At 68.0% G+C, this 21516-nt stretch carries 22 protein-coding genes and 3 pseudogenes; 14 read left to right on the top strand and 11 right to left on the bottom strand.

Annotated features, from left to right (window positions below):
- On the top strand, nt 1-184 hold a 184-nt coding region (locus NKF06_RS03345; protein WP_253244517.1), incomplete at its 5' end, for a hypothetical protein.
- An 81-nt stretch (nt 185-265) separates the two neighbouring features.
- On the opposite strand, the pseudogene hemA reads toward NKF06_RS03345, so the two are convergent.
- The 4 genes and pseudogenes from hemA to NKF06_RS03325 form a co-directional block, all read right to left on the bottom strand.
- A pseudogene (gene hemA, locus NKF06_RS03340) lies at nt 266-1658 on the bottom strand (glutamyl-tRNA reductase).
- On the bottom strand, nt 1655-2302 hold the full coding sequence (locus NKF06_RS03335) for a bifunctional precorrin-2 dehydrogenase/sirohydrochlorin ferrochelatase (RefSeq protein ID WP_253244516.1): 648 nt from the start codon (nt 2300-2302) through the stop codon (nt 1655-1657). The pseudogene hemA and the gene NKF06_RS03335 overlap by 4 nt, the downstream one beginning before the upstream one ends.
- A gap of 1 nt (nt 2303) precedes the next feature.
- Entirely contained in the window at nt 2304-3365 is a 1062-nt protein-coding gene (locus NKF06_RS03330) for an Lrp/AsnC family transcriptional regulator (RefSeq protein ID WP_253244515.1), read from the bottom strand.
- A gap of 164 nt (nt 3366-3529) precedes the next feature.
- On the bottom strand, nt 3530-3928 hold the full coding sequence (locus NKF06_RS03325; protein WP_058825678.1) for a DUF5778 family protein: 399 nt from the start codon (nt 3926-3928) through the stop codon (nt 3530-3532).
- Nucleotides 3929-4075: 147 nt separating this feature from the next.
- On the opposite strand from NKF06_RS03325, the gene uppS reads away from it, so the two are divergent.
- Nucleotides 4076-5005 carry a polyprenyl diphosphate synthase gene (gene uppS / locus NKF06_RS03320; RefSeq protein ID WP_253244514.1) on the top strand — a complete coding sequence of 310 codons (930 nt, stop codon included), beginning with the start codon at nt 4076-4078 and terminating at the stop codon, nt 5003-5005.
- Between the two features lie 27 nt (nt 5006-5032).
- Here the strand turns inward: uppS and NKF06_RS03315 are convergent, their stop codons facing one another.
- The 3 genes from NKF06_RS03315 to NKF06_RS03305 form a co-directional block, all read right to left on the bottom strand.
- Nucleotides 5033-6391, bottom strand: coding sequence for a serpin family protein (locus NKF06_RS03315; RefSeq protein ID WP_253244513.1), 1359 nt, complete (start codon nt 6389-6391; stop codon nt 5033-5035).
- Between the two features lie 76 nt (nt 6392-6467).
- Nucleotides 6468-6830, bottom strand: a complete 363-nt coding sequence (locus NKF06_RS03310) for an Rz1 protein precursor-related protein (protein ID WP_253244512.1) — start codon at nt 6828-6830, stop codon at nt 6468-6470.
- A 194-nt stretch (nt 6831-7024) separates the two neighbouring features.
- The gene (locus NKF06_RS03305) at nt 7025-7633 is read right to left on the bottom strand and encodes an undecaprenyl diphosphate synthase family protein (protein WP_253244511.1); all 609 of its coding nucleotides are present in this window, start codon (nt 7631-7633) and stop codon (nt 7025-7027) included.
- 150 nt (nt 7634-7783) lie between these two features.
- Between NKF06_RS03305 and NKF06_RS03300 the strand changes: the two genes are divergently transcribed.
- Together NKF06_RS03300 and NKF06_RS03295 are read left to right on the top strand one after the other, a co-directional pair.
- A complete protein-coding gene (locus NKF06_RS03300) occupies nt 7784-9097 on the top strand; it encodes a DUF92 domain-containing protein (RefSeq protein ID WP_058827729.1) in 1314 nt (437 codons plus the stop codon).
- Between the two features lie 16 nt (nt 9098-9113).
- Complete coding sequence (locus NKF06_RS03295) at nt 9114-9530, top strand: N-acetyltransferase (RefSeq protein ID WP_058827728.1); 417 nt, start codon at nt 9114-9116, stop codon at nt 9528-9530.
- Between the two features lie 33 nt (nt 9531-9563).
- Here NKF06_RS03295 and dnaG read toward each other — a convergent pair.
- Nucleotides 9564-10969: pseudogene (gene dnaG / locus NKF06_RS03290) on the bottom strand (DNA primase DnaG).
- Between the two features lie 213 nt (nt 10970-11182).
- On the bottom strand, nt 11183-11932 hold the full coding sequence (locus NKF06_RS03285; protein WP_253244510.1) for a sugar phosphate isomerase/epimerase: 750 nt from the start codon (nt 11930-11932) through the stop codon (nt 11183-11185).
- 211 nt (nt 11933-12143) lie between these two features.
- Here NKF06_RS03285 and NKF06_RS03280 point away from each other — a divergent pair, with 211 nt between their 5' ends.
- The 10 genes and pseudogenes from NKF06_RS03280 to NKF06_RS03235 all read left to right on the top strand — a co-directional run bounded on the left by NKF06_RS03280 (nt 12144) and on the right by NKF06_RS03235 (nt 19522).
- Nucleotides 12144-12359, top strand: a complete 216-nt coding sequence (locus tag NKF06_RS03280) for a DUF3311 domain-containing protein (protein ID WP_004042215.1) — start codon at nt 12144-12146, stop codon at nt 12357-12359.
- Nucleotides 12359-13858 (top strand): sodium:solute symporter family protein, encoded by a 1500-nt coding sequence (locus NKF06_RS03275; protein ID WP_253244509.1) that lies wholly within the window; start codon nt 12359-12361, stop codon nt 13856-13858. Before NKF06_RS03280 ends, NKF06_RS03275 begins: the two co-directional genes overlap by 1 nt.
- A 77-nt stretch (nt 13859-13935) precedes the next feature.
- Nucleotides 13936-14220: an amphi-Trp domain-containing protein gene (locus NKF06_RS03270; protein WP_253244508.1), complete on the top strand. Its 285-nt coding sequence runs from the start codon at nt 13936-13938 to the stop codon at nt 14218-14220.
- A gap of 108 nt (nt 14221-14328) precedes the next feature.
- Nucleotides 14329-14838, top strand: coding sequence for a GNAT family N-acetyltransferase (locus NKF06_RS03265; protein WP_253244507.1), 510 nt, complete (start codon nt 14329-14331; stop codon nt 14836-14838).
- 116 nt (nt 14839-14954) lie between these two features.
- Nucleotides 14955-15751: pseudogene (locus NKF06_RS03260) on the top strand (YqcI/YcgG family protein).
- 28 nt (nt 15752-15779) lie between these two features.
- Nucleotides 15780-16346, top strand: a complete 567-nt coding sequence (locus NKF06_RS03255) for a cysteine hydrolase family protein (RefSeq protein ID WP_253244506.1) — start codon at nt 15780-15782, stop codon at nt 16344-16346.
- Nucleotides 16347-16436: 90 nt separating this feature from the next.
- A complete protein-coding gene (locus NKF06_RS03250; RefSeq protein ID WP_253244505.1) occupies nt 16437-16820 on the top strand; it encodes a hypothetical protein in 384 nt (127 codons plus the stop codon).
- Between the two features lie 114 nt (nt 16821-16934).
- Nucleotides 16935-18059, top strand: coding sequence for a putative sulfate/molybdate transporter (locus NKF06_RS03245; RefSeq protein WP_253244504.1), 1125 nt, complete (start codon nt 16935-16937; stop codon nt 18057-18059).
- Nucleotides 18060-18110: 51 nt separating this feature from the next.
- Nucleotides 18111-19055 (top strand): DUF6293 family protein, encoded by a 945-nt coding sequence (locus NKF06_RS03240; protein ID WP_058827719.1) that lies wholly within the window; start codon nt 18111-18113, stop codon nt 19053-19055.
- Nucleotides 19056-19273: 218 nt separating this feature from the next.
- Entirely contained in the window at nt 19274-19522 is a 249-nt protein-coding gene (locus NKF06_RS03235; RefSeq protein WP_253244503.1) for a DUF4242 domain-containing protein, read from the top strand.
- A gap of 52 nt (nt 19523-19574) precedes the next feature.
- Here NKF06_RS03235 and NKF06_RS03230 read toward each other — a convergent pair whose 3' ends face one another.
- Together NKF06_RS03230 and NKF06_RS03225 are read right to left on the bottom strand one after the other, a co-directional pair.
- Nucleotides 19575-20630, bottom strand: coding sequence for a hypothetical protein (locus NKF06_RS03230; RefSeq protein WP_253244502.1), 1056 nt, complete (start codon nt 20628-20630; stop codon nt 19575-19577).
- A gap of 69 nt (nt 20631-20699) precedes the next feature.
- Complete coding sequence (locus tag NKF06_RS03225) at nt 20700-21419, bottom strand: DUF1405 domain-containing protein (protein WP_253244501.1); 720 nt, start codon at nt 21417-21419, stop codon at nt 20700-20702.
- Between the last annotated feature and the right edge of the window lie 97 nt (nt 21420-21516).

Genomic DNA, 21516 nt, shown 5'->3' with positions numbered 1-21516 from the left:
CGGTCGCCCGAACGACGCCGGCGAGGTCGCGAACCCGTCGTTTCGGTGTCGAATCGACGAGGCGGCGACGCGCTCGCGCTCGGAGGCGGTTCACGAGGCGGCGGCCGACCGCCGGGAGCGCGTGGCAGGCGGCTTCTCGGTGGCCGGCGTCGGTACGGGAACGACGCACGAAGCCCGTCGCTGACGGTCTGGGCGGTGACATCGTCGCGGAGTGGCCCCGTGTTCGGATAAGAAGGTTCGGTCAGTCGGCCGCGTCGGCGGCCCGTCAGTCGTCCGAGAGCTGTTCGAGGACGCGCCGGGGCACCTCGCCTTCGAGCGCCTCGCGGTCGAGGTCCTCCGGCGGCTCGCCGGAGAACTCGATGGACGGCCCGGACGGCTCGGACGGGTCGGCCGAGTCCGACGCGCCGAGGTCGTCGAATCCGGGGTCGAACAGCCGCATGGCGGTCTGGATGGTCGTCCAGTCGTCGTCGCCGGCGGCGTCGCGGAGGCTCTTGGTCGGCGCGGCGAGGATCTGGCCGATGAGCGCGTCCGCGAGCGACTCGACCGTCTCGCGCTGTTCGTCGGTGAGGTCGCCCTGCGCTTCGAGCTTCGACAGCGCCGTCGACACCTCGCGGCGCTTGACGTGCTCTGCGGCCTCGTACATCGAACTGATGGCCTCGTCGGCGCGCTTGCGCTTGTAGGCGGCGAGCAGGCGGTCGAACTCCTCGTCTATCATCGTCTCGACCTCGCGGGCGGCGTGTTCTCGGCGCTCCGCGGTCCGGTCGGTCACCGTTTCGAGGTCGTCGATGTCGCGGACGCGGACGCCGTCGAGGTCGTCGGCGGCGGGGTCCACGTCGCGCGGTTGGGCGATGTCGATGAGCATCGTCTCGGAGGCGTCAACCAACTCCTCCGGCGTGACGACGTACTCGGGGCTGCTCGTGGCCGTGATGACGAGGTCGGCGTCGCGGAGGCGACCGCGGAGGTCGCCCAGTCCGGTTGCGGTCGAGACGCCCGGAACCTCGCGGGCGAGGTGGCGGGCGTTGGCGACCGTCCGGTTCGCGACGACAAGGTCGCCCACGTGACCGACGCGAGCGCTTCGTCGCGAGCGTGCCCATCTCGCCGGCCCCGACGACGAGGGCGTCGACCTCGCCGATGGGGGCGGCAAGTTCGGCCCGTGCGAGCCTGACGGCGGCGCTCCCGAGCGAGACGGCACCCTCGTTGATGGCCGTCTCCTCGCGGGCGCGTTCGCCGACGTGGACGGCCTTCATGAGCGCGTCTTCCAGCATCGGGCCGATGGCGTCCTGCTCGCGGGCGGCCTCGATGCCGGCTTTGACCTGTCCGAGAATCTGGTCCTCGCCGAGGACGAGCGATTCGAGCCCCGACGCCACCCGCATGAGGTGGCGGAGGGTCTCTTCGTGGTCCATGTGGCGGACGCTTCCGTCTCGAACGTCGGGAGCGAAGTCGTCGAGCGCGCGGCGGCCGTCGGTCGCGTCGTCGGTGACGACGTACGCCTCGGCGCGGTTACACGTCTGGAGCGAGAACGCCTCGGAGACGCCGTCGCAGGCGAGGAGTCGCTCGACGACGGTCTGAACGTCGTCGCTCGAAGCGGCTTCTATCTCGCGAACGCTGGCCCGGTCGTGGGCGACGCTTACACCGGAGATGACGCCCGAATCTCTCATGAATCACCTCGCTGTGTGTCTCGTATCACGCGCGCTGCCTCTTGGCGGGGGTTTGCATCGCCGGTACGTAAAGCCTTCCAAACTGACGGGTTTCGCACGACCGCGCGAATCGCATCACGGCGCTCTGTTGGTGACCGGTCGGACGCCTTGAGCTCCGCGCGAAGCTCCGCGGTCAGCGCGGCCATCTCGCCTGCTCCCTCCAACTCGGCTTCGACGCGCTCTCGGAGGTGCTTCGAGAGGGCGGGGCTCGCGCCGCCGGTCGTAATCGCGACCGACACGTCGCCGTCCTCGACGGTGGCCGGGACGACCACGCTCCCCGCGTCGCGCTCGCCGCTCCGGTCGGCCCGGTTGACCAGCGCGCCGGCCTCTCGGGCCGCCGCGACGACGGCGTCGTTCACCGCCTCGTCGTCGGTCGCCGCGACGACGAGCGCCGGAGTGAACCGCTCGACCCAGTCAGGAACCTCGTCGGGTGCGGGGGCCGCCCGAACGAGTTCTGAGTCACCGAAATCACGGTCGGCGAACTCGGGGCTGACGACGACGGTCCTCGCCTCGCGGGCGAACCGGCGGGCCTTCCGCGCGCCGACGGGGCCGCCTCCGAAGATGACGACCGTCTCGTCGGAGAGGTCGTGGACAAGCGGAATCATCTCACTCCGTGTTCGCCTCGGCTCGTTCGTCCAGTCTGATTCCCGTCTTCTTCAGGATGCGCGTCGAGAACAGGGTGTCCCAGTCGTCGTCACCCACGTCCCAGTAGTCGCCCATGACCTCGCGCACCTGTTCGATGCGGGCCTCGCTCTCCTCCTCGGAGCGGCCGTGGGTCATCGCGAAGAAGTTGTACGGCCAGACGCCCTCGTGTCGCGGCCGGCGGTAACAGTGGGTGACGAAGTCCAGCGAGGCGATTTCGGGGCCGACCTCCGTCACGAGGTCGTCGGGGACGTTCCAGACGGTCATCCCGTTTTCCGAGTAGCCGAGCGCGTAGTGGTTCGGGATGACGCCGACGCGGCGAACCTTCCCCTCAAGATTGAACCGCTTGATGGTCTCGACGACCCACGCCGGCTTCTGTCCGATGGCCTCGGCCACGTTGGCGTAGGGCGTCTCCGTAATCGGTAGGCCGCCCTGAATCTCCATGACGAGGTCGCGCTCGTCGGGCGTCAGGGTGCGCGCGTCTGTCGGCTCCACGTCGGGGCCGAGCTGCGAGAGGTCGAGGTCGCCGTCCGAGATGGGTCCGTCGAGGAGGAACTTCGCGCCGACGTGGAACTCGCGGCGCTTGGGCATGTTGTACGTCACTTGGCCCGTCTCGTCCTCGATGTCTCCGAGCACCTCGTCCACCCGCGACGCCTCGGCGACCGAGACGACGAACCACATGTTCAGGTGGGGATGCTCGCGCTCGTAGTTGTGCGCGACCTCGCGGTGGGCGTTCACCTGCTCGGCCACCTCGTCGAACCGCTCCGGTGGCGCGTGCATGGCGACGAGCGTCGCCGTGCCGCCGATTTCCTCGGCGTTGACGAGCGCGCCGAACCGGGAGAGAACGCCTTCCTCGTCGAGCGTCCGCACCCGCTCGCAGAGGTCGGCCGCCGACACGTCCACGCCCCGCTCGCGCAGTGCGGCCGCCGCGGGCTCGAAGGGACGTTCGACGACGGGGAAGCCGCCCTGGAAGGCGTTGACGATGGCGCGGTCGAGACGAGAGAGGTCCGCGTCCGCCTGTATCATGCGCGTCACTCGGGATGCGAGGCGGATAAACGCCTCGCTTGTTCTCACTGCGATGAACCGAGGCGAACGCCCGGCGAGCCGCCGGTGAACGGCCGACACGGGCGGGGCGAGTGCCCTCGCTCACGAAGTAAAAGAGGTGTCTCGTCGTCGGGTCGCCGCCGCGCTCAGGGAACCGGCGTGACGCGGTCGACGTCGTCGAGCGCTTCGAGGCCCTCGACGATGGCGTCGTGGTCGGCGATGGCTTCGTAGTAGAACACGAGGTCGAACGTGCCGTCGCGGACGAGCTGTTGGCACTCCCAGACGAACTCGTCGTCCTCGACCGAGAGCCCTTGGAACTGGTTGGACGAGAAGTCGGTGTCATCGTTGCCGGCGTAAATCCACGCGTCGCCCTTCCCCGCGTGCTCGGCGATGACTTCGTTGATTTCGACGGTCAACTCCTGCATCTCCAGGTCCTCGCGGCTGGTGAGGTCGGTGTGGACGATGGCCCCGACGAGTTCGATATCGCCGGGTTCGAGCAGCGCGAGGGTCCGCTGGTAGAGGTCCTCGTCGATGGTCTCGCTCATACCCGAGTCTTCTCGGGGAGGTACAAACGGATGGCGATTCGTCGCCCGGCGTGATGACCCGTCATTTTGTGGCAGCCTCCGGCCTCGGGACACCGTGTGACGGTGTAACCCACAAGACACATAGCCCCGGAATGCAACCGACGGTACATGTTCGGGTGGGTCCAACGCGGCTTTCGGCGCGCCTACGAGCGGGTGCTCGACCGGGAGATAGACGACGGACCGACCCACGTCGCCATCATCCAGGACGGCAACCGCCGGTACGCCCGGAAGAACGGCGACGACGCCCCCGACGGCCACAAGGCGGGCGCGCAGACGACCGAGGACGTGCTGACGTGGTGTGAGGAACTCGGCATCGAGGAACTGACGCTGTACACGTTCTCGACCGAGAACTTCGATCGGCCGGAACACGAGCGCCAGCCCCTCTTCGACCTCATTGAGGACAAGCTCTACGAGTTCGCCGACGCCGACCGCGTCCACGAGCGCGAGGTCGCCGTCCGCGCCATCGGCGAGGTCCACATGCTCCCCGACCGCGTCCGCGACGCCGTCGAGTACGCGGAGTCGCGGACCGCCGACTACGACAGCTTCACGCTCAACATCGCCCTCGCGTACGGCGGCCGGGCGGAACTCCTCGGGGCCGCACGCGACGTCTGTCGGGCGGTCGAGCGCGGCGACCTCTCGCCCGACGAGGTTGACGTGTCGGCGGTCGATCGCCGCCTGTCCAGAAAGCCCGTCCGCGACGTGGACCTCATCATCCGCCCCGGCGGCGACGAGCGCACCTCAAACTTCCTGCCGTGGCACGCCAACGGCAACGAGGCCGCCGTCTACTTCTGTGCGCCCTACTGGCCGGAGTTCTCGAAAGTCGACTTCCTGCGAGGCATCCGCACCTACGAGTCCAGAGAGCAGTCGTGGCAGCGCACCCGCACCGAGCGCGCCGTCACGCTCGTCCGGGCCGTCGCCGAAGTCGAGTTAGAGGACGCCCGCACCGTCGCGGGTCGCCTCCGCGAGCAACTCCCCTCGTCGGGGGCCGACGAGGTGTCCGCCGAGTTGGCCAAGCGGACCGACGAGACGGCCGACTGAGTCGGTCGCCCCGAGCTGTTTTCGCGGCTATTCGCCGCCCTGCGCAGCCCCGGCGTCGACGACGCGACCGTAGAACAGAATCGCGTCCGTCGGCCTGTCGCGGATGCAAAACAGGAACGGCCGGTCGAACCGGAGTTCGCCCCAACTCGGCGGCAGCGAACTTTCGACGACCACGCCCGTCGCCGCCGCCGCCTCCGTCCCCTCCTCGTCCACGGAGACGAACGACTTGTGGAACACCTCGTTGATGGCGAGGTTTGCCCCATCGCCCTCGGCCATTCCGCCGAAGTCTGCATCCGGGCCGAACGCGGCGGGCATCCCGAGATTCGACAGCGCCGCTGAGAGTTGGACCTTGGTCTCGAACTCGAACCGCGGGAGCACGACGTCCCCGATTCTCTCTTGCATTTCCTCGAAGACGCCGAACAGTCGGCTCGCGGTCAGACTCCGCTCGAACGACTCGAATTCGCCTTCGTCGGGAAGCAGTAGCACCATCGACACCTCCTGGCCCAGGTACGGGAGTTCGACGGCCTTCGCGTTCGGGAGGTCGGCGTAGTTCGCCTTGAGTTCCTGCCGCATGAGCGGCACGGTCGACTCGGACCCGTCCAGCGCGGTGAACGTCCCGTCTTCGGTGTCCTCGGAGTCGAACGTGTGCGCCCACTGCGCCATGAAATAGATGGCGTTGGTGAGCACGAGCACCGTGTCGGGTGTGACGGAGCCAGCCGGAAGCAGGTCCTCGATTCGACCCTCCGTCTGGTCGGCGACCCACTCGTTGATTCGTGCTCGCTCTCTGTCCGGGTCGCCGGCGAAGTCGGCCCGTCGAAGCCCCGCCCCGTAGTTCGATTCGAGGCGGTCGAGGAATGCGTCCGAGAACGCGAACCCCTCGCGGCCCCACAGCGCGTTCGCCACGGCCAGTCGGAAGGCGTCGGCTTCGCCGCCATCCCAGTCCCGAGTCGTCTCCCGCTCTTCGAGCGCCGCCCGTAGGTCCGCGAACGCCGGGTGAACGTCCTCCCCGAGCGTGTAGTTGAGCGTCGCTTCCATCTGTTCGCGAGTCGTCCCGCGAGCGCCCGCGTAGGTCATCGCCAACGCGACGGAGATGCTGTACGGCGAGAGGAACTGGTTGCCGCCCTGTTCGGATGCGACCTGTCGGTGCAGGTCGAGGGCGAACTCGGCGTTGCCGGCCGCGAGCGCGGCCAGTTGCTCGTCGTCCACGCTCGGTTCGCCGGTCGGCGGTTCGTCGTTCGGGGTCTCTGTCGGCGCGTCCGTGGTCGCCGTCGCGGTGGTCGTCGTCTCGGTCTCGGTCTCCGCGGCCGACTGCCCGTCGCCCGTACAGCCGGCTATCGTCGAGGCGGCGAGCGCCCCCGACAGTGCCAACATCTCGCGGCGGTTCATGTCGGAAGGTTCAGCGGTCTAACAATATATCTTCTGTACGCACAAACAGCCGTTTGAGAGACGGCGGCGAGTCACCCTACCGGCGAACCCGCCGCTGAAACGTCCGCCAGCAGAACCATCCCAGAAACGCGGCGCTCTGCCCGAGGACGATGGCGACGAACTCGGCTTCGTACCGCGGCCCCAACAGTAGCACCGCCCCGCCGTAGGCGGCGGTCGGAACCCACGCGCGCCAGCCCTCGTAGCGCGATTCGAGGAATAGCCACGGCGGGACGATAGTCACGCCGACGAGCGCCCACGACCAGTCTGGCTGGGCGGGCAGATTGAGCCAGAGGATGAGTAACAGCGAGAGCGCAAGGAGGACGTGCCCGTCTTCGAGCCACTCGCTGGGCGGGGGTGGCGGCGGGAGCAGGTCTGTTCTGTCGGTCGAGGTGGAGGGCATTGGGCTCGTGTTGCTACTCAATCAACATATTTGTGCGGTCAGGAGGGAGTGTCGGCGACGCGGCCGCGTCCAGCCACGGGATTCGCCCTACCGGCCGAACTTCTGTCGTACTCTTCGAGCACGACAGCGTTTGGCCGATTCGCTGACGCTCATCGGCCAATCCACCGTGCCAGCGACGCTGTCACGGGTTTGGCTTATCTGCCAAACCTCCTCTGACGGTCCTGATAGTCCCGCAACGCCCGCAGATAGTCCCGCTTCCTGAAGTCCCGCCAGTTCACGTCGGTGAAGTAGAGTTCCGCGTACACCGACTGCCAAATCATGAAGTCCGACAGGCGCTCCGCGCCCGTCTTGACCACGAAGTCGGGTTCATCGGGGAACACGAGCCGCTGTTCGATGTCCGCGGCGTCGATGTCGTCGGGGTCGAGCGCGCCCTCGTCGACCTCCGCGGCCAGCGACCGGACGACCGAGGCGAACTCGCGTTTCCCGCCGAGGCCGATGCTGACCTGCACCGGGGCGTCGGCGCGCTCGGTGTCGCCGGGCTCGCGGACCTCGACCCGCTGGGGCACGTCGAGGTCGCGGAGTTCGCGGGCGAGCGTCGGGACGACCGCCTCGTCGAGGACGCTCACGGAGATGGTGACGCGGTCGCTACCGAACTCGAACGCCCAGCCGACGAACGCTTCGAGCGTCTCGTACGCGCCCTGTTCCAGCAGGTCGCGCTCGGTGATGACGAGCGCCACGTGCTCGGGGGCGTCGGCGTCGTCGAGGCGGAATCGGAGGGCGAGGTAGGAGTCGTACAGTCCCACGGGAGTCGTTCTCGCGGCGATTCTCCTAACCCTTCGGGTTCGGCGTCGGTCCGCCCACCCCGCGGGATTGGCATCGGCCCGCGGACTCGCGGTGGTGCGGTCGTCGGTGATGTCGGGAGGGTTAAGTGCGAGTCGGGGATACCGAATGGTGTGACTTCCACGGTACGGCGAGCGGGCGGATTCGCGGTCGTCGGGACGTTGGCCCTCGCGGCCCCCAGTCTCGGCGCGGCCGCGTTCGCGCCCTTCGCCGCAGTCGCGCTCTTGGCGGCCTTCGTCGTCGACGACGGGCCCCTCTTCGAGCTGTTCGCGCGCCCCGGCGACCGGCAGGACGGCCGGCTCAACGGGCTCGCTGGGTTCGCGCTGGCCGCGACCGGCCTCGCCCTCTTGGCGACGGTCCCGCGCGTCACGATGCCGCTTTCGGTGTTCGCCGCCGCGGTGTTGACACTCGCCTACGGCAACCTCGGCGCGCGACTGGTGGATTCGAGAACGTCCGACGACTCGCTTCGCGCGGCGGGCTTCGTCGCGGCTGCGGTCCTCGCCGGCACCGCGGGACAGGCGGCAATCGCGTCGCTGACGGGTGACGCGATGCTTCTCGCCCGGTTCACCCTGCTCGCGGCCGTCGGCGGCCTCGTCGGTGCGGTGCTTCGGACGGCCCTCTACGAGCGCGACGACCCGCTCGTCATGCTCTCTATCGGCCTCGTCCTCTGGGGCGTCGAGGTGCTCGCGGGACCGGTGTCGCCGACGCAGACCGGCGTGGCGCTCGCCCTCACGGTCGCGCTCGGCTACGCGGCCTACGCCCTCGGCACGGCCTCCGTCGCCGGCATGATTACCGGCGTGCTCCTGCTTCTCTTCGCGGTCGTCTTCGGCGGCTTCGGCTGGGCGCTCGTGCTCGTCTCCTTCTTCGGCGTCGGCGCGCTCGCCACCAAGTTCCGCTACGACAGCAAGGCCGAACGCGGCGTCGCCGAGGACAACGACGGCGCTCGCGGGACCGGCAACGTCCTCGGCAACTCGGGCGTCTCGCTCGTCTCCGTCGTCGGCTACGCCGTGGCGCAGACACTCGGCTATCCGTTCGTCAGCGACCTGCTCGTGCTCGCGTTCGCCGGGTCGGCCGCCGCCGCGATGAGCGACACGCTCTCCAGCGAAATCGGCGGACTGTTCGACCAGCCGCGGCTCATCACCTCGCTCAAACCGGTTCCCGCCGGGACCGACGGCGCGGTCACGTGGCAAGGCGAAGTCGCCGGCGCGCTGGGCGCGGCCTTCGTGGCCGGCGTGAGCGTGCTGGTGCTTCCTCTACCGGCCCAGACGGCCGCCCTCGCGATTCTCGCCGGCGGACTCGTCGGAATGACGGTCGACAGTCTGCTCGGCGCGACGGTCGAGGGAGCCGGCCTCGGTAATCAGGCGGTCAACTTCCTCGCCACGTTCGCCGGCGCGCTGGGCGCGGTCCTCGTCTGGATTCCGCTGTGACGGAGGTGACTCGGCCGTGACGGGTGTCCGCCCTGCCCGCGACACCGACGTGCCGGCCGTCGAATCGCTCCAACGACTCGTCTCGCATCCCTCCCCCGACCTCCTGGACGCGTGGCCCGCCGTCGGGACACTTCTCGTCGCCGTCGACGCCGACGACCGGCCGGTCGGCTACCTGCTTGCCGTCGGCGCGCACCTGACCGAACTCGCGGTTTCCCCCGACCACCGGCGCGAGGGGCGCGCCACCGCGCTCGTCGAAGCGTACCAAGACTCCCGGCCAGCGTCAGACGCGCCGCTCACGTTGCTGGTCCATCCGGAGAACGACGGCGCGCGTGCCTGTTACGAGGCGCTCGGATTCCGCCGTGACGCCCGCATTCCGGACGCGTTCGACGGCGACGACGGGCTACGGTTCGTCCTCGAATCGAGCGAGGGCTGACCGTCTCGGCCGGCGTCGGGCCGCGTCCGGTCCTCAGTCGAGGAACTGGTCCGCGGTTCTGACGCGGACGCTGACGGGCTTTTTGACGTACTCGCCGCCGAGCGCGCCACGACGTGTCCGACGCCGCGCTGGGCCGCGATATCGACGAGTTTCTGGCTCGCCTCGCCGTCGACGACGACGAGCGCCGGGGCGGGGTCGGCGTACTCGACGGCGTCGTACACCTTCTCGACCGCGACCTCGTCGTCGATGCCGAGGTCGTCGTCCAAGAGGCGGGCCATGCCGCTCTCGTCGGCGATGACCTCGCGCACGTGGTCGGCGAGCGAGGGCCGCTGGTCGGTCGGTTCGACCGCCTCGGCGACGGCTTCGACCTCGGACTCGGTGAGCACCCCGCCGTTCGCGTCGGCGTCGGCATCGGCATCCGCGCTCGTTTCGGTGGGCTTTTCGACCGCGACGGTGCCCCCGCTGCCGCCCTCGGCGGGCGCTTCGCTGACCGCATCGGCCGATCTGTTCGCGGGGCCGTCTGCGGCTGGAGTCGACGACGCGTCAGTCGTCGGCGACTCCGTGCGAGGGTCCGTCGGAACGTCTCCCGTCCCGTTGGCGGCGGCGACGGCGGCCCGGAAGTCACCGTCGCCGTCGTCCGGGAGCGACGAGAGCGGGACCTTGTTCCTGAGAGCGCGGACGACCGACGCACGGTCGAGGTCCTCGACCGACCGGCCGTCGGGCGCGAAGGCGACGTAGTCCACGTCGCCGACTTGCGAGAGTTCGCGCAGGATGAGCTCGCCGCCGCGGTCGCCGTCGAGGAACGCTGTGACGGTCCGGTCTTGGGTGAGCCCCGCGACCGCGTCGGGGACGTTCGTCCCCTCGACTGCGACGGCGTTTTTGATGCCGTAGCGGAGGAGCGTGAGGACGTCGGCGCGCCCCTCGACGACGATGATGGCGTCCGAGTCGGCGACGCGAGGGCCGGCCGGGAGGCCCTTGTACTCGGTGATGTCCTCGACGCGGACGCTCTCTTTGACCGCTTCGAGGATCTCGGTCGAGCTCATCACGGTGTCGTCGAACGACTCCGAGAGGAGTTCCTTGGCGCGCTCGACGACCATCCGTCGCTTGGCCTCGCGCACGTCCTCGATGTTCGTGACCTCGATGACGGCCTGACAGGGGCCGACGCGGGTCAGCGTCTCCAGCGAGGCCGCGAGGATGGCCGTCTCGACCTTGTCGAGGCTGCTGGCGATGGTCATCTGGCCGAACGAGTGGCCGTTTTCCGAGTCTATCTGTACGTCTATCCGACCGACCTTGGAGGACTGTTGGAGGTCGCGGAGGTCGAGTTCGTCGCCGAGGAGGCCCTCGGTCTGGCCGAAGACGGCCCCGACGACGTCGCTCCGTTCGACGACCCCGTCGGCGGAGATGGAAGCGTGAATGAGATATTTTGCAGTGTCGTCCATTGGTGAAGTCACCCCGTTGGGGGTGGTGATGTGATGATTGTGATGCTGTCATGGGCCGGACCCACGAACGTCATTATATAAGTTGCGCCCGAGGGAAATATCTATCGTGGCCGACGATTCGAACGCTCGCGGACCGTTCGACTCCGACTCCGTGTCCCGCGAAACGCCGACGAATCGTCGCTCTCCCGCCGTTTTGTCCGACCGTGTAATTTGTCACGCCCCCTCGTCGGTTCGGTGCACCGAGACGAACTCGCCGGCGTCCCGGCAGAACGCCGCCGGGTCCTCGGGGAAGTCGTGTTCGGCGACGGCCCATTCGACGAACCCGTCGCGGGCGGCTGCGAGACAGCGGTCGATGTCGAGTTCTCCCTCGCCGAGCGACACGGGTCGGCCGCCGCGCTCCGCGTCGGCGTCGCAGACGACGTCCTTCAGGTGGACGACCGGGGTCCGATCGGCGTAGCGGTCGAGGTACGCGACGGGGTCGTAGCCGGCGGCGAGAACCCACGCGAGGTCGAGTTCGAAACCGACGCCGGACTCCTCGGCCAACCGGTCGAGCGCGGGTTCGCCTTCGACCGTGACGAACTCGTGGTCGTGGTTGTGGTAGAGCAGTCTGATGCCCCGGTCGTCGCACTTCGCGGTCAGGTCGTCCAGTCGGTGTGCGGTCTCGTCTACCGCGTCGGCGTCGGCGAACGCCTCGGGCGGCAGATACGGCACCACGAGCGTCTCGACGCCGAGCGCGCCGTATCGCTCGCAGACCGCGTCGAGGTCGGCTTCGAGGTCCTCGATGGGGACGTGGGCCGCGGGCGCACCGACCCCGGTCTCGTCGAGGGCCGCGCGGACCGACGCCGCGTCGTCGACGCCCGCGAACTCCACGCCGTCGAAGCCGGCGTCCGCGGCGCGGCGGACGAGCGCCGACGTCGGTTCGTCGAGGTCGCGAAGCGAGTAGAGCTGAATACCGAAGTCCATGTCTCCACGGTCGCACGCGCCGCTGGAAACTGTTCCGGCGGTCGATTCACCCGCGGACGACCCACCTTCCGCGTCGGCGCTGCCGTGTGCGCGTCCGTGGGTGGTTCCTGTCGTTCGACCGCACCTGTTGAAGAAAATAGTTCTTCAATGAGGGGCAACGTAGGTCGATAGAGTAAGATTTACGCCTCATTGTCGATTATCATTCCTACGAATGACGCGAGTGCGCATCGACTACCGCTGGGTTGCCGTCTTCGCAATCCTCGTGACGTTCGCCGTTCCGTGGTTCCTCTGGGGCGACAGCAGGGTCTTCGCCGGCTTGCCGCTGTGGCTCTGGTGGCACATCGGCTGGATGGGGCTGACCGCAGTCGTCTTCCACCTGTTCACCCGGACGGCGTGGGACCGCGGTATCGTCGGGGAGGGTCGCTGATGGTCTCGGCGCTCGGTATCCAACTCGGCGTCGTCGGCGCGTACCTCGTGGTCGCGCTCGCGGTCGGCCTCCTCGCCTACCGCCTGACCAGCCGCGACGCCGAGGACTACTACCTCGCCGGTCGCTCCATCGGGACCGTCGTTCTCCTGTTTACGACCTTCGCGACGCTGCTCTCTGCCTTCACGTTCTTCGGCGGCCCCGACCTCGCCTACCGTGCCGGCCCCGAGTGGATTCTCGTGATGGGCGTCATGGACGGCGTGTTGTTCGCCATCCTCTGGTACGTCGTCGGCTACAAGCAGTGGCTCGTCGGCCGCGCCCACGGCTACGTCACCCTCGGCGAGATGCTCGGCGACCGCTTCGGTTCGACCCGCCTGCGCGCCGTCGTCGCCGGTATCAGCCTGTTTTGGCTGTTCCCGTACGTGATGCTCCAGCAGATGGGCGCGGGCGAGGCCATCGTCGGCCTGACGAACGGAATCGTCCCGTACTGGGCCGGCGCGGCTGGCATCACGGTGTTCATGATTGCCTACGTCGTCATCGCGGGCCTCCGGGGCGTCGCGTGGACTGACACCCTCCAGGGGCTGTTCATGCTCGGCGTCGTCTGGCTCGCGGTCGGCTGGGTCGCCACCGCGGCCGGCGGCCCCACGGCGCTGTCGAACGCCCTCGCGACCAACAAACCCGAGTTCCTCGCCCTCGGCGGCGGCCTCTACTCGCCGCAGTTCATCATCTCGTCGGCCGTCACCATCGCCTTCGGCGTGGCGATGTTCCCGCAGATAAACCAGCGCTTCTTCGTCGCCAAGTCGGGCGCGGTCCTCAAGCGCTCGTTCGCCCTGTGGCCCGTCCTCGTCGTCCTGCTGTTCGTGCCCGCGTTCATCCTCGGCACGTGGGCCGCCGGCCTCGGTATCACCGTGCCCGAGGGCGCGAACGTCCTTCCCGTCCTCCTCAACGAGTACACGCCGGTGTGGTTCGCCGCGCTCGTCATCGCCGGCGCGATGGCCGCGATGATGTCGTCGTCGGACTCGATGCTCCTCTCGGGGTCGTCGTACTTCACCCGCGACCTCTACCGGCCGTTCGTCAACCCCGACGCGAGCGAGGCCCGCGAGGCGTGGCTGGCCCGTATCGGCGTCGCCCTGTTCGCCACGCTCACCTTCGTCGCCAGCCTGTTCCGCCCCGGCACGCTCGTCTCGGTCGGCGACACCGCCTTCGGCGGGTTCGCCCAGATGGCGCTGCCAGTCATCGTCGCGCTCTACTGGACAAAGACGACCCGGACAGGCATGTTCGCCGGCATCCTCGGCTCGCAGGCGTTCTACCTCGCACACGTGTTCGTTCCGGCAATCGAAGTCGGGTCGATGACGCTGTTCGGCGCGACCTACCTCACGTGGGACTACGCCCTCTGGGGAATGGCGCTGTCCGCGGTCCTGACCGTCGGCGTCTCCGCGATGACCGCTGCCGCGCCCGAGGAGAACCAGTCCCGCTTCACCGACGGCCTCCGGGCCGACTGAACCGTCGGCGCTGTCTCTCCCGTCGGTTTTCGTCACCGCAACGAAGCTTAACCCCCTGCAGGTGTAACCTACAGTCCATGCCCGAAGAAGTGCTCTTCAAATCCGAGAACCGACAGGCGCGAGCGGAAATCGCGTCGTATCTCCGAACCGTCGCCGACAAGCTCGACGCGGACGAACCGATTACGCTGAAGTCCGGCGACCAGACGGTCACGATGGAGCCGCCCGCGTCGCCGACGTTCGAGGTGAAAGCGGAACGCGAGGGCCCCGCTGGCGGTCCCTACGAACTGAGCATCGAGTTCGAACTGGAGTGGGACGAGGGCGCGGACGACGGAGCCGACGCCGGCGGCCTCGAAATCGAGTGAGGCGCTCGCAGCGGTCGCGCCCCGGGCCGAGTGGGGTCGGCACGACGAACCGCGCCGACCGCTCAATACAGTTACTCTTTTGACACCGCCGCGAGTCGTTGGTGACTCATGCAGATTCGACCGCTTCGGGCCGACGAGGTGGACGCGCTGGTTGACGACCTGTGGCTCCCGTTCGCCGAGGAGATGGGTGACATCGACGACTACGACGCGCTGGCCGAGGACGCGGACGTGCGGGCCGAGGCGCTCGACTACCGGACCGAGCAGGTGGACGCGGAGGACACCCGGACGTTCGTCGCCGTCGCGGCCGCGGAGGAGTCGGCCTCGGGGCCGAACCCCGACGAGGGATCGCTTGCCGGCTACGTCACGGTCGTCGACTCCGAGTCGCCGCCGGTGTTCGCTCGCGGGTCGGTCGCCAAGGTGAAAGACTTCTACGTCGCACCCGCGACGCGGGGCGAGGGTGTCGGCACAGCTCTCCTCGAACGGGCCCACGAGTGGGGCCGCGACCGCGGGTGCGAGCGGACCGCGCTGAGTGTCCACGCCGATAACGACGCCGCCCGGTCGTGTTACGAGTCGATGGGGTACGAGACGCGGTACCTGAAACTCGACCGCCCGCTCTGAGAGCGGGGACGACGGTGGCTTCGCGGATGACGACAAGGGTCGTCGCCCGCCGTTTCGGGGGTCGAGTTCGGCCCCCGAACCCGAACTCTCAAAGTCGCTGACTCCAATTGACGCGCATGAACGAGTCGGGTCACCAAGTGCTCATGGAGCAGGACGTGCTCCGCCGCCGCTCGACGACGGCGACCTCCCCGACTGGGCGAGAAAGCACTACGAGACGTTCCGCGAGACGATGCTCGGCGACCGCGACGGCGCGCCGTTCCCGTGTTACTTCGGCATCGAGTCCGAGCGAAACGGCGACGCCCTCTACACCTTCGTCGACTCGATGACCGACAAGGACGCGCTGTTGGCGCTCCGCGACACACTCCTCGAATATCTCGACGTCTACCCGGATTACTCCGAGGCGTGCTCGCTCGTCGCGTTCTTCAAGCCGCCGGCGGAGGACCTCGCCGAGGCCGACTACCACGAACACCTCTGGCACGTCCTCCAGTTCCTCCACGTCAACGACCCCGAGCCGTGGCCGGCGGACATCCCGACCGACCCCGACGACCCGAAGTGGGAGTTTTCCTTCGGCGGCGAACCCATGTTCCCGACGACCCGCGCACCGTTCTACGACGAGCGCGTCAGTCGCTACTGCCCGTGGGGGCTCGAAATCACCTTCCAGCCGCGCGCGCTGTTCGACGGCATCACCGCCGACACCGAGGCCGGCCAGAAGGCCCGCGAAGTCATCCAGAACCGCATCGAGGAGTACGACAGCGTCTGCCCGCACGCCGACCTCGGCGACTGGGGCGTCGAAGGCGACCGCGAGTGGCCGCAGTACATGTTCTCGTCCGACGAGTCCCAAGCGCCCGACGAGTGTCCGATTCGCATCACGCGCGAGCATCCGAAGGTGCCGATGACTCCGGCGGACGACTGATGACGAGGACCATTTCGAGGGCCGGCCGATGACCGCCGCCGACCTCCCCGACGACGCCGTCCTCGTCTGTATCGACATGCAGGTCGGCTTCGACGACCCGGCGTGGGGCGACCGCAACAACCCCGAGATGGAGGCGCGCGTCGCCGATCTGCTCGCGGCGTGGCGCGCGGCCGACCGCCCGGTGGTCCACGTCCGCCACGACTCCACCGAACCCGATTCGCCGCTCCGGAGCGACGGCGAGGGCTTCGCGTGGAAGCCCGAGGCGGAACCCGCCGACGGCGAACCGGTGTTCACGAAGCGCGTCAACAGCGGCTTCATCGGGACCGACCTCGAAGCGTGGCTCCGCGAGCGCGACTGCTCGACGCTCGTCGTCTGCGGTCTCACGACCGACCACTGCGTCTCGACGACCACCCGGATGGCCGAGAACCTCGGCTTCGACGTGTATCTCCCCGCTGACGCGACCGCGACGTTCGACCGCGAGGGCCACGACGGCGAGCGCTTTTCGGCCGACGAGATGCACCGCACCGCGCTGGCGCACCTGAACCGGGAGTTCGCAACCGTCGTTTCCGCGGCCGACCTGTCGATGACGCGGTAAGCGGTCTGCTGACTGTCGGCCGTCGCCGGTCGCCATCGTCGCCCGCGAAGATGTAGGTGGTTTTTCACGTCTGCACCGAGACCGGCGCACATGGACCGTCGATTTCTCTCCGTCATCGGGGTGTTCGACCTGCTCATCGCGGGCGGCCTCGCGTTTCTCGGTGCGTTCGCTCACCCACTTTCGTTCGCCCGGTTCGCGCTGTTTACCGCCGCCGGCGTGCTGTTGGTCGTCGCGGGTGTCCGCGAGTCGGTCGCGCTCGGGTCGACGACGCTCCGGTGGCACGTCGTCGCGGGCGCGGGCTACGTCTGCTTCGGGTTGGCCATACTCGTGAACGGCCTCTCGTCTGTCCTCGACGCCCACGGCGACGCCCTCTTCGGCGGCCTGTTCGCGCTCCTGCTCGCCCCCGTGATGCTGTTCATGGGTGTCGATTACCTCCGCGGCGGCGTCCATTTCGATCTCTCGACGTTCGAGTGACCGTGGGGTTCGCCCGCGGCCGCACGTAACCTAATTAGATTTCTCAAGACTACCACCGTTCCGGTTCCCGGTTACGCAAATACATTTCCCCGTCGACGCGGAATCACCATCCAAATGGGCGTCTCCTTCCCGTACGGCGACGAACTCGCGGTGGGCTTCGAGTGGCACGAGTTCACCGGCGCGGTAGGAGATTCGGTTACGGTTCTTCCGATCGTCGTCGCCGTCGCCCGCCTGACCGACCTCTCGCTGGCCGTCGTGCTCGTCTGGTTCGGCGTGTTTCAGGTCGTCTGGGGGCTGTACTACGCGGCCCCGCTGTCGGTCGAACCGATGAAAGCACTGGCCGCGCTCGTCCTCGCCGAGACGGTCACGACCGGCGAGGCGCTCCTCGCCGGGTTCGGCCTCGGCGTCGTCCTCCTCGCTATCGGTCGCACCCGCTCGCTCGGTCGCGTGAGTCGCTATATCGGCGCGCCGGTCGTCCGCGGCGTCCAGTTCGGCGTCGCGCTCGTCCTCCTCTCGACGGGTCTCGAACTCGGCGCGGGTGACCTCCCGCTCGCCGGTCTTGCGGTCGCCGTCGCCGCCGTCGCCCTCCTCACCAGACGCTCGAACGTGAGCGCCCTCGCGGTCCTCGCGGTCGGTGGCGCGGTCGCCTTCGCCGACGTGGGACACCTGTCGCTCACCGTCCCGTCGGTCGGCAACGCCCGACTGCTCTCGCTCGACAACCTCTCGTTTTCGGCCGCCGAGGCCGCGGTCGCCCAGTTGGCGATGACCGTCGGCAACGCCGCGCTCGCCACGTCAGTCCTGCTCGCGGACTACTTCGACCGCGACATCTCCGCCGACGAACTCGCCACCAGCATGGGCGCGATGAACCTCCTCGCGGTCCCCTTCGGCGGGTTTCCCATGTGCCACGGCAGCGGCGGCGTCGCCGGCAAGTACGCCTTCGGCGCGCGGACCGCCGGCGCGAACGTGATTCTCGGCGTCGGTTACGTCCTCGTCGCCCTGTTCGCCGCGAACGTGGTCGCCGCCTACCCGGTCGCCATGCTCGGCGTCATCCTGGCGATTATCGGCCTGCAACTGGCGCGGACGAGTCTGACCAGTCTGACCCGCGCGGACGGCTACCCCCTCGTGGTCGCTATCGGCGTCGTCGGTGTCGCGGTGAATCTGGGCGTCGCGTTCGTCGGCGGCGTGGTGGCGTGGGTGGTGTGGGAGCGCTGGGGGCGTGCGGTGTGGGACGGGATGTGATAGTCGGGTCAGTTGGTCGGTTTCATAACCAACCCCTCCCACGTACCACGTATGCAGACGCACATCGTTCCCGTCGGGTTCGACTACGACCGACTCATCGCGCCGCTCATCCGCGATCAGTTGGACGTGGACCGCGTCATCCTCCTCGAGGGGGCCGTCGGGAGCGAGGCGAACGTCGAGTACTCGCGGAACCTCTCGGGCAAACTCGGCAAGGACTTCGAGAACCTCCTCGGCGCGGAGACCGAGCGCGTCATCGTCGACGACGTGTACGACTACGACGCGGCGTTCGAGCAGGCATACGACCTCATCAACGCCGAACTCGACGCCGATGACGAACTCCGCGGCGACGACGACGAACCCGGCGAGGTGTGGGTCAACGTGAGCGCGATGCCCCGGCCGGTCTCCTTTGCCTTCGCCACCGCCGCCCACTCCATCATGGTCGAGCGACAGGCCGACCGCGAGCGCATCCACACCTACTACACGGCCCCCGAGAAGTACCTCGAAACCGAACTCGCCGAGGAGCTGCGAACCGAGCGCGCGCTCCTGCAGGACCTCCTCGAATCCGGCGAAATCGACGCCGACCGCATCCGCGAGCGTCTCGACGCCACCTCCGACCTGCTGTCGGAGTTCGACGAGCGCGGCACGACCATCGGCGCGAAGCAGATTGACGGCCGCCACATCGTCGAACTCCCGGTGGCCTCCTTCTCCAACGTCAAGCCGTTCGAGGAGGTCATCCTGTTCAAACTCGGCGAACACGGCGAGTTCGGGTCTGTCTCCGAACTCGCGGAGGCACTCGCCCGCGAGATGAACGAGGAGTACACCGACTCCTTCCGGTCGAAGGTCATCTACAACGTCGACCGCCTCGGCCCCGGCGGCAAGGGCTACATCGAACAGGAGGAACGCGGGAAGTCTTACCGGACGCGCCTCTCCCGAATCGGCCAGCTGTGGGTCCGCGCCCACGCCGACAGCGACGAATTTCGGACGAACGACGACTGAACTGACGCAGCGGGTGACCGTGGAGAACCCGATTCGGGCCGACTCGCCCGGACGCCACGGTCGTTGCGGCGGTGCCCGACTGACAATAGTTTGATATCTTCTTTTGTAAGTTTCCCCAGAGATAGATCGATTGGGAAACTGTCTGACAATTGTATCAGAATATTCTGGTAAATACTCAAGAACGATTATCCGCTCTGGCGTGCTATCTTCTAGCACCCATGCCGCTATACATGGACGTACACCGGAACGTAGAGGGAAGTGCGAAAGACGTCGCCGAAGCCCACCGTGCAGACCTCGAGACGCAGGACAAGTACGGGGTGAACTACAAGCACTACTGGGTAGACGAGACGGACGGCGCGGTCTTCTGCCTCTTCGAGGCACCAAACAAAGAGGCCGGGGCGAAAGTCCACGAAGAGGCCCACGGCCTCGTCGCCGACGAGATATTCGAAGTGCAGCAAGGCGAGTAAGCGCGGCAAGCGCACCCCTCGGCGCGTCTTTTGTGCGGTCGGGTTTCGGTTCTTAGAAGTCTATACCTGACGGGTCATCGCCCGGTTCGAGCGGGCTCGTCGGCAGGCTCGCCGGCGGGTCGGGGAGGTTGTACTCGCGGGGGGCCACGTCGTTCGGGCCGTCGGGGTAGAACACCGACGCGAGCAGTTGGATGTGGTCGCGACCCACGTCGAGTTCGAACTGCCCGCCGCCGTACAGCGACATCCCGCGGTCGTCGGCGTACTCGATGGTGTCGAACAGCGACTCGACCGTGCCGAACCGCGAGGGTTTGATATTCAGCCACGACGGCTCAAACGGCAGGTTTTCGACGGATTCGACGCCGGTAATTGGCGCGTCCCACGAGACGCGGTTTTCGTGGCCGTCGAACAGCGGGCGCGTCTCGTCGGTGAACGCCGGGTCCTCCACGACCGCGTCGGGGAAGCCCGACAGGACGCGCTCGTAGAGTTCGGGGTCGGGTTCCTGGTCCACCTCGGTTCCCTCGTACTGGCCCTTGAGGTCGAGGATGCGGACGCGGTCGTGGGCGGCGAGCGACGACACAAGCTCGTCATGCCAATCTGTTGTCGGGTCGAGTTTGAACTCGCAGTCGGGATCGCGACCGAGGAGCATCTCGACGCGGTCGGCCGACGGCGGGTCACCGAGGCGGGTGCTCACGACGAACCGGAGCGGGTCACGCTCGCGGTCGACGGCGGACGCGAGGTCGGTGCCGGCCTGCCGGAGCGCGAGGTCGAGGCCGGCGGATTCGAGCGCCCAGCGCCGGTAGTGTTCGGCCGTCTCGCGTTCGGGTTCCTTCGTCGGAAACAGGTCGACCCCGTCGAGCGCCGCGGAGAAGTCGGCGAAGGAGTCGTAGCTTCCGGCGAGGTCGAAGGCGTCCTCGGGGGCGTCGGCGAGGGCGTCGTGGTCCTCCGTGTCGTACGTCACGTCCTCGCCGCGGCCGACCGCGCCGTCGCCAGCGAGCGAGAACACCGTCGTCTTGCGGAGAAAGCCGCTCGACGTGTCGCTCTCGAAGCGGTCGCGGGAGACGGACTCGACGGTCACCGGCAGGTCGGCCACGCGGTCGAAGAGGCGCATGGCCTGTCGGTTCGGTGCGCCGGAACAAAAGGCTACGTCCGAGTCGGCCGACGGGTCGTCGGTTCTCGGTCAGTCGATGCCGCCGCGTTCGAGCTTCGCGACCCGCGTCGCGAGCGCGAGGAACGTCGCCGCGACGGTCAGGAGGACCGCGCCCGCCGCGGCGTACTCGTGGGCGGGCGAGACGTGCTGGACGACCCCATCGACGATTGGCTCGGCCGGAATGAGCGTGTGGTGGGGCGTGCCCACGATGGGAACGAAGTAGTCTACGAGGTCGTTGAGACCGTACCAGCCGACCGCGACGAGGACGGCCAGAGACGGAAACTCGGCGTACCGCTGGATGAGGAAGGCCTCGACGACCATGGCGAGGTGGCTCCAGAAGAGGAAGTTGTACATCGCCCAGTGGAGGTACGAGAAGTCACTTTTGAACACGAGGAGGACGTACGGCGTCCACAGCCCGAGTTTGAGACAGCCGAAGAACGCGAGGGCGTTGACGTACTCGTTGGACCGTCCGAGTTTCCAGAGCGCGAGCGACAGCGCGATGAACAGCGTGGCGACGGGGCTGTCGGGGACGAGCGGCCACATCGCGGTCGGTTCGATGCTGAACTGGTAGCCGTAGTACCAGAAGCCGAAGGCGGTCCCGACGAGGTTGATGACGACCACGAGCCACGCGATGTTGAGGCCGAAGTTCTCCAGCCACTCCGGCAGGGGTGCGAGCCACCGCGGGAGGTCGGTTCCCGCCGGGAGGCCGTCGTCGTCGAGCAGTCGGCGCAGTCGGGTCGCCGCGTCCATACCCACGCCGAAGCGGGGGGATGCAAAAGTGATGCCGGTCTCGGTGACCGCGGCCGGAGTCGCCCACCGCGAAACACGTCCTGTGTGGAATGCGAAC

Source organism: Haloferax sp. AB510 (assembly GCF_024136985.1).
Taxonomy (GTDB): Archaea; Halobacteriota; Halobacteria; order Halobacteriales; family Haloferacaceae; genus Haloferax.
The sequence above is the reverse complement of the archived record's forward strand: the minus strand, read 5'-3'. Positions and strand labels throughout refer to the sequence as shown.

What these genes read in the sequence shown, in the direction of transcription:
- uppS (WP_253244514.1), top strand. Translation starts at nt 4,076, where the DNA reads ATGTTCGGGTGGGTCCAACGCGGCTTTCGGCGCGCCTACGAGCGGGTG.
- NKF06_RS03310 (WP_253244512.1), bottom strand. Translation starts at nt 6,830, where the DNA reads ATGCCCTCCACCTCGACCGACAGAACAGACCTGCTCCCGCCGCCACCC.
- NKF06_RS03230 (WP_253244502.1), bottom strand. Translation starts at nt 20,630, where the DNA reads ATGCGCCTCTTCGACCGCGTGGCCGACCTGCCGGTGACCGTCGAGTCC.
- NKF06_RS03315 (WP_253244513.1), bottom strand. Translation starts at nt 6,391, where the DNA reads ATGAACCGCCGCGAGATGTTGGCACTGTCGGGGGCGCTCGCCGCCTCG.
- NKF06_RS03275 (WP_253244509.1), top strand. Translation starts at nt 12,359, where the DNA reads ATGGTCTCGGCGCTCGGTATCCAACTCGGCGTCGTCGGCGCGTACCTC.
- NKF06_RS03235 (WP_253244503.1), top strand. Translation starts at nt 19,274, where the DNA reads ATGCCGCTATACATGGACGTACACCGGAACGTAGAGGGAAGTGCGAAA.
- NKF06_RS03270 (WP_253244508.1), top strand. Translation starts at nt 13,936, where the DNA reads ATGCCCGAAGAAGTGCTCTTCAAATCCGAGAACCGACAGGCGCGAGCG.
- NKF06_RS03225 (WP_253244501.1), bottom strand. Translation starts at nt 21,419, where the DNA reads ATGGACGCGGCGACCCGACTGCGCCGACTGCTCGACGACGACGGCCTC.
- NKF06_RS03335 (WP_253244516.1), bottom strand. Translation starts at nt 2,302, where the DNA reads ATGATTCCGCTTGTCCACGACCTCTCCGACGAGACGGTCGTCATCTTC.
- NKF06_RS03240 (WP_058827719.1), top strand. Translation starts at nt 18,111, where the DNA reads ATGCAGACGCACATCGTTCCCGTCGGGTTCGACTACGACCGACTCATC.
- NKF06_RS03330 (WP_253244515.1), bottom strand. Translation starts at nt 3,365, where the DNA reads ATGATACAGGCGGACGCGGACCTCTCTCGTCTCGACCGCGCCATCGTC.
- NKF06_RS03265 (WP_253244507.1), top strand. Translation starts at nt 14,329, where the DNA reads ATGCAGATTCGACCGCTTCGGGCCGACGAGGTGGACGCGCTGGTTGAC.
- NKF06_RS03280 (WP_004042215.1), top strand. Translation starts at nt 12,144, where the DNA reads ATGACGCGAGTGCGCATCGACTACCGCTGGGTTGCCGTCTTCGCAATC.
- NKF06_RS03285 (WP_253244510.1), bottom strand. Translation starts at nt 11,932, where the DNA reads ATGGACTTCGGTATTCAGCTCTACTCGCTTCGCGACCTCGACGAACCG.
- NKF06_RS03255 (WP_253244506.1), top strand. Translation starts at nt 15,780, where the DNA reads ATGACCGCCGCCGACCTCCCCGACGACGCCGTCCTCGTCTGTATCGAC.
- NKF06_RS03325 (WP_058825678.1), bottom strand. Translation starts at nt 3,928, where the DNA reads ATGAGCGAGACCATCGACGAGGACCTCTACCAGCGGACCCTCGCGCTG.
- NKF06_RS03250 (WP_253244505.1), top strand. Translation starts at nt 16,437, where the DNA reads ATGGACCGTCGATTTCTCTCCGTCATCGGGGTGTTCGACCTGCTCATC.
- NKF06_RS03245 (WP_253244504.1), top strand. Translation starts at nt 16,935, where the DNA reads ATGGGCGTCTCCTTCCCGTACGGCGACGAACTCGCGGTGGGCTTCGAG.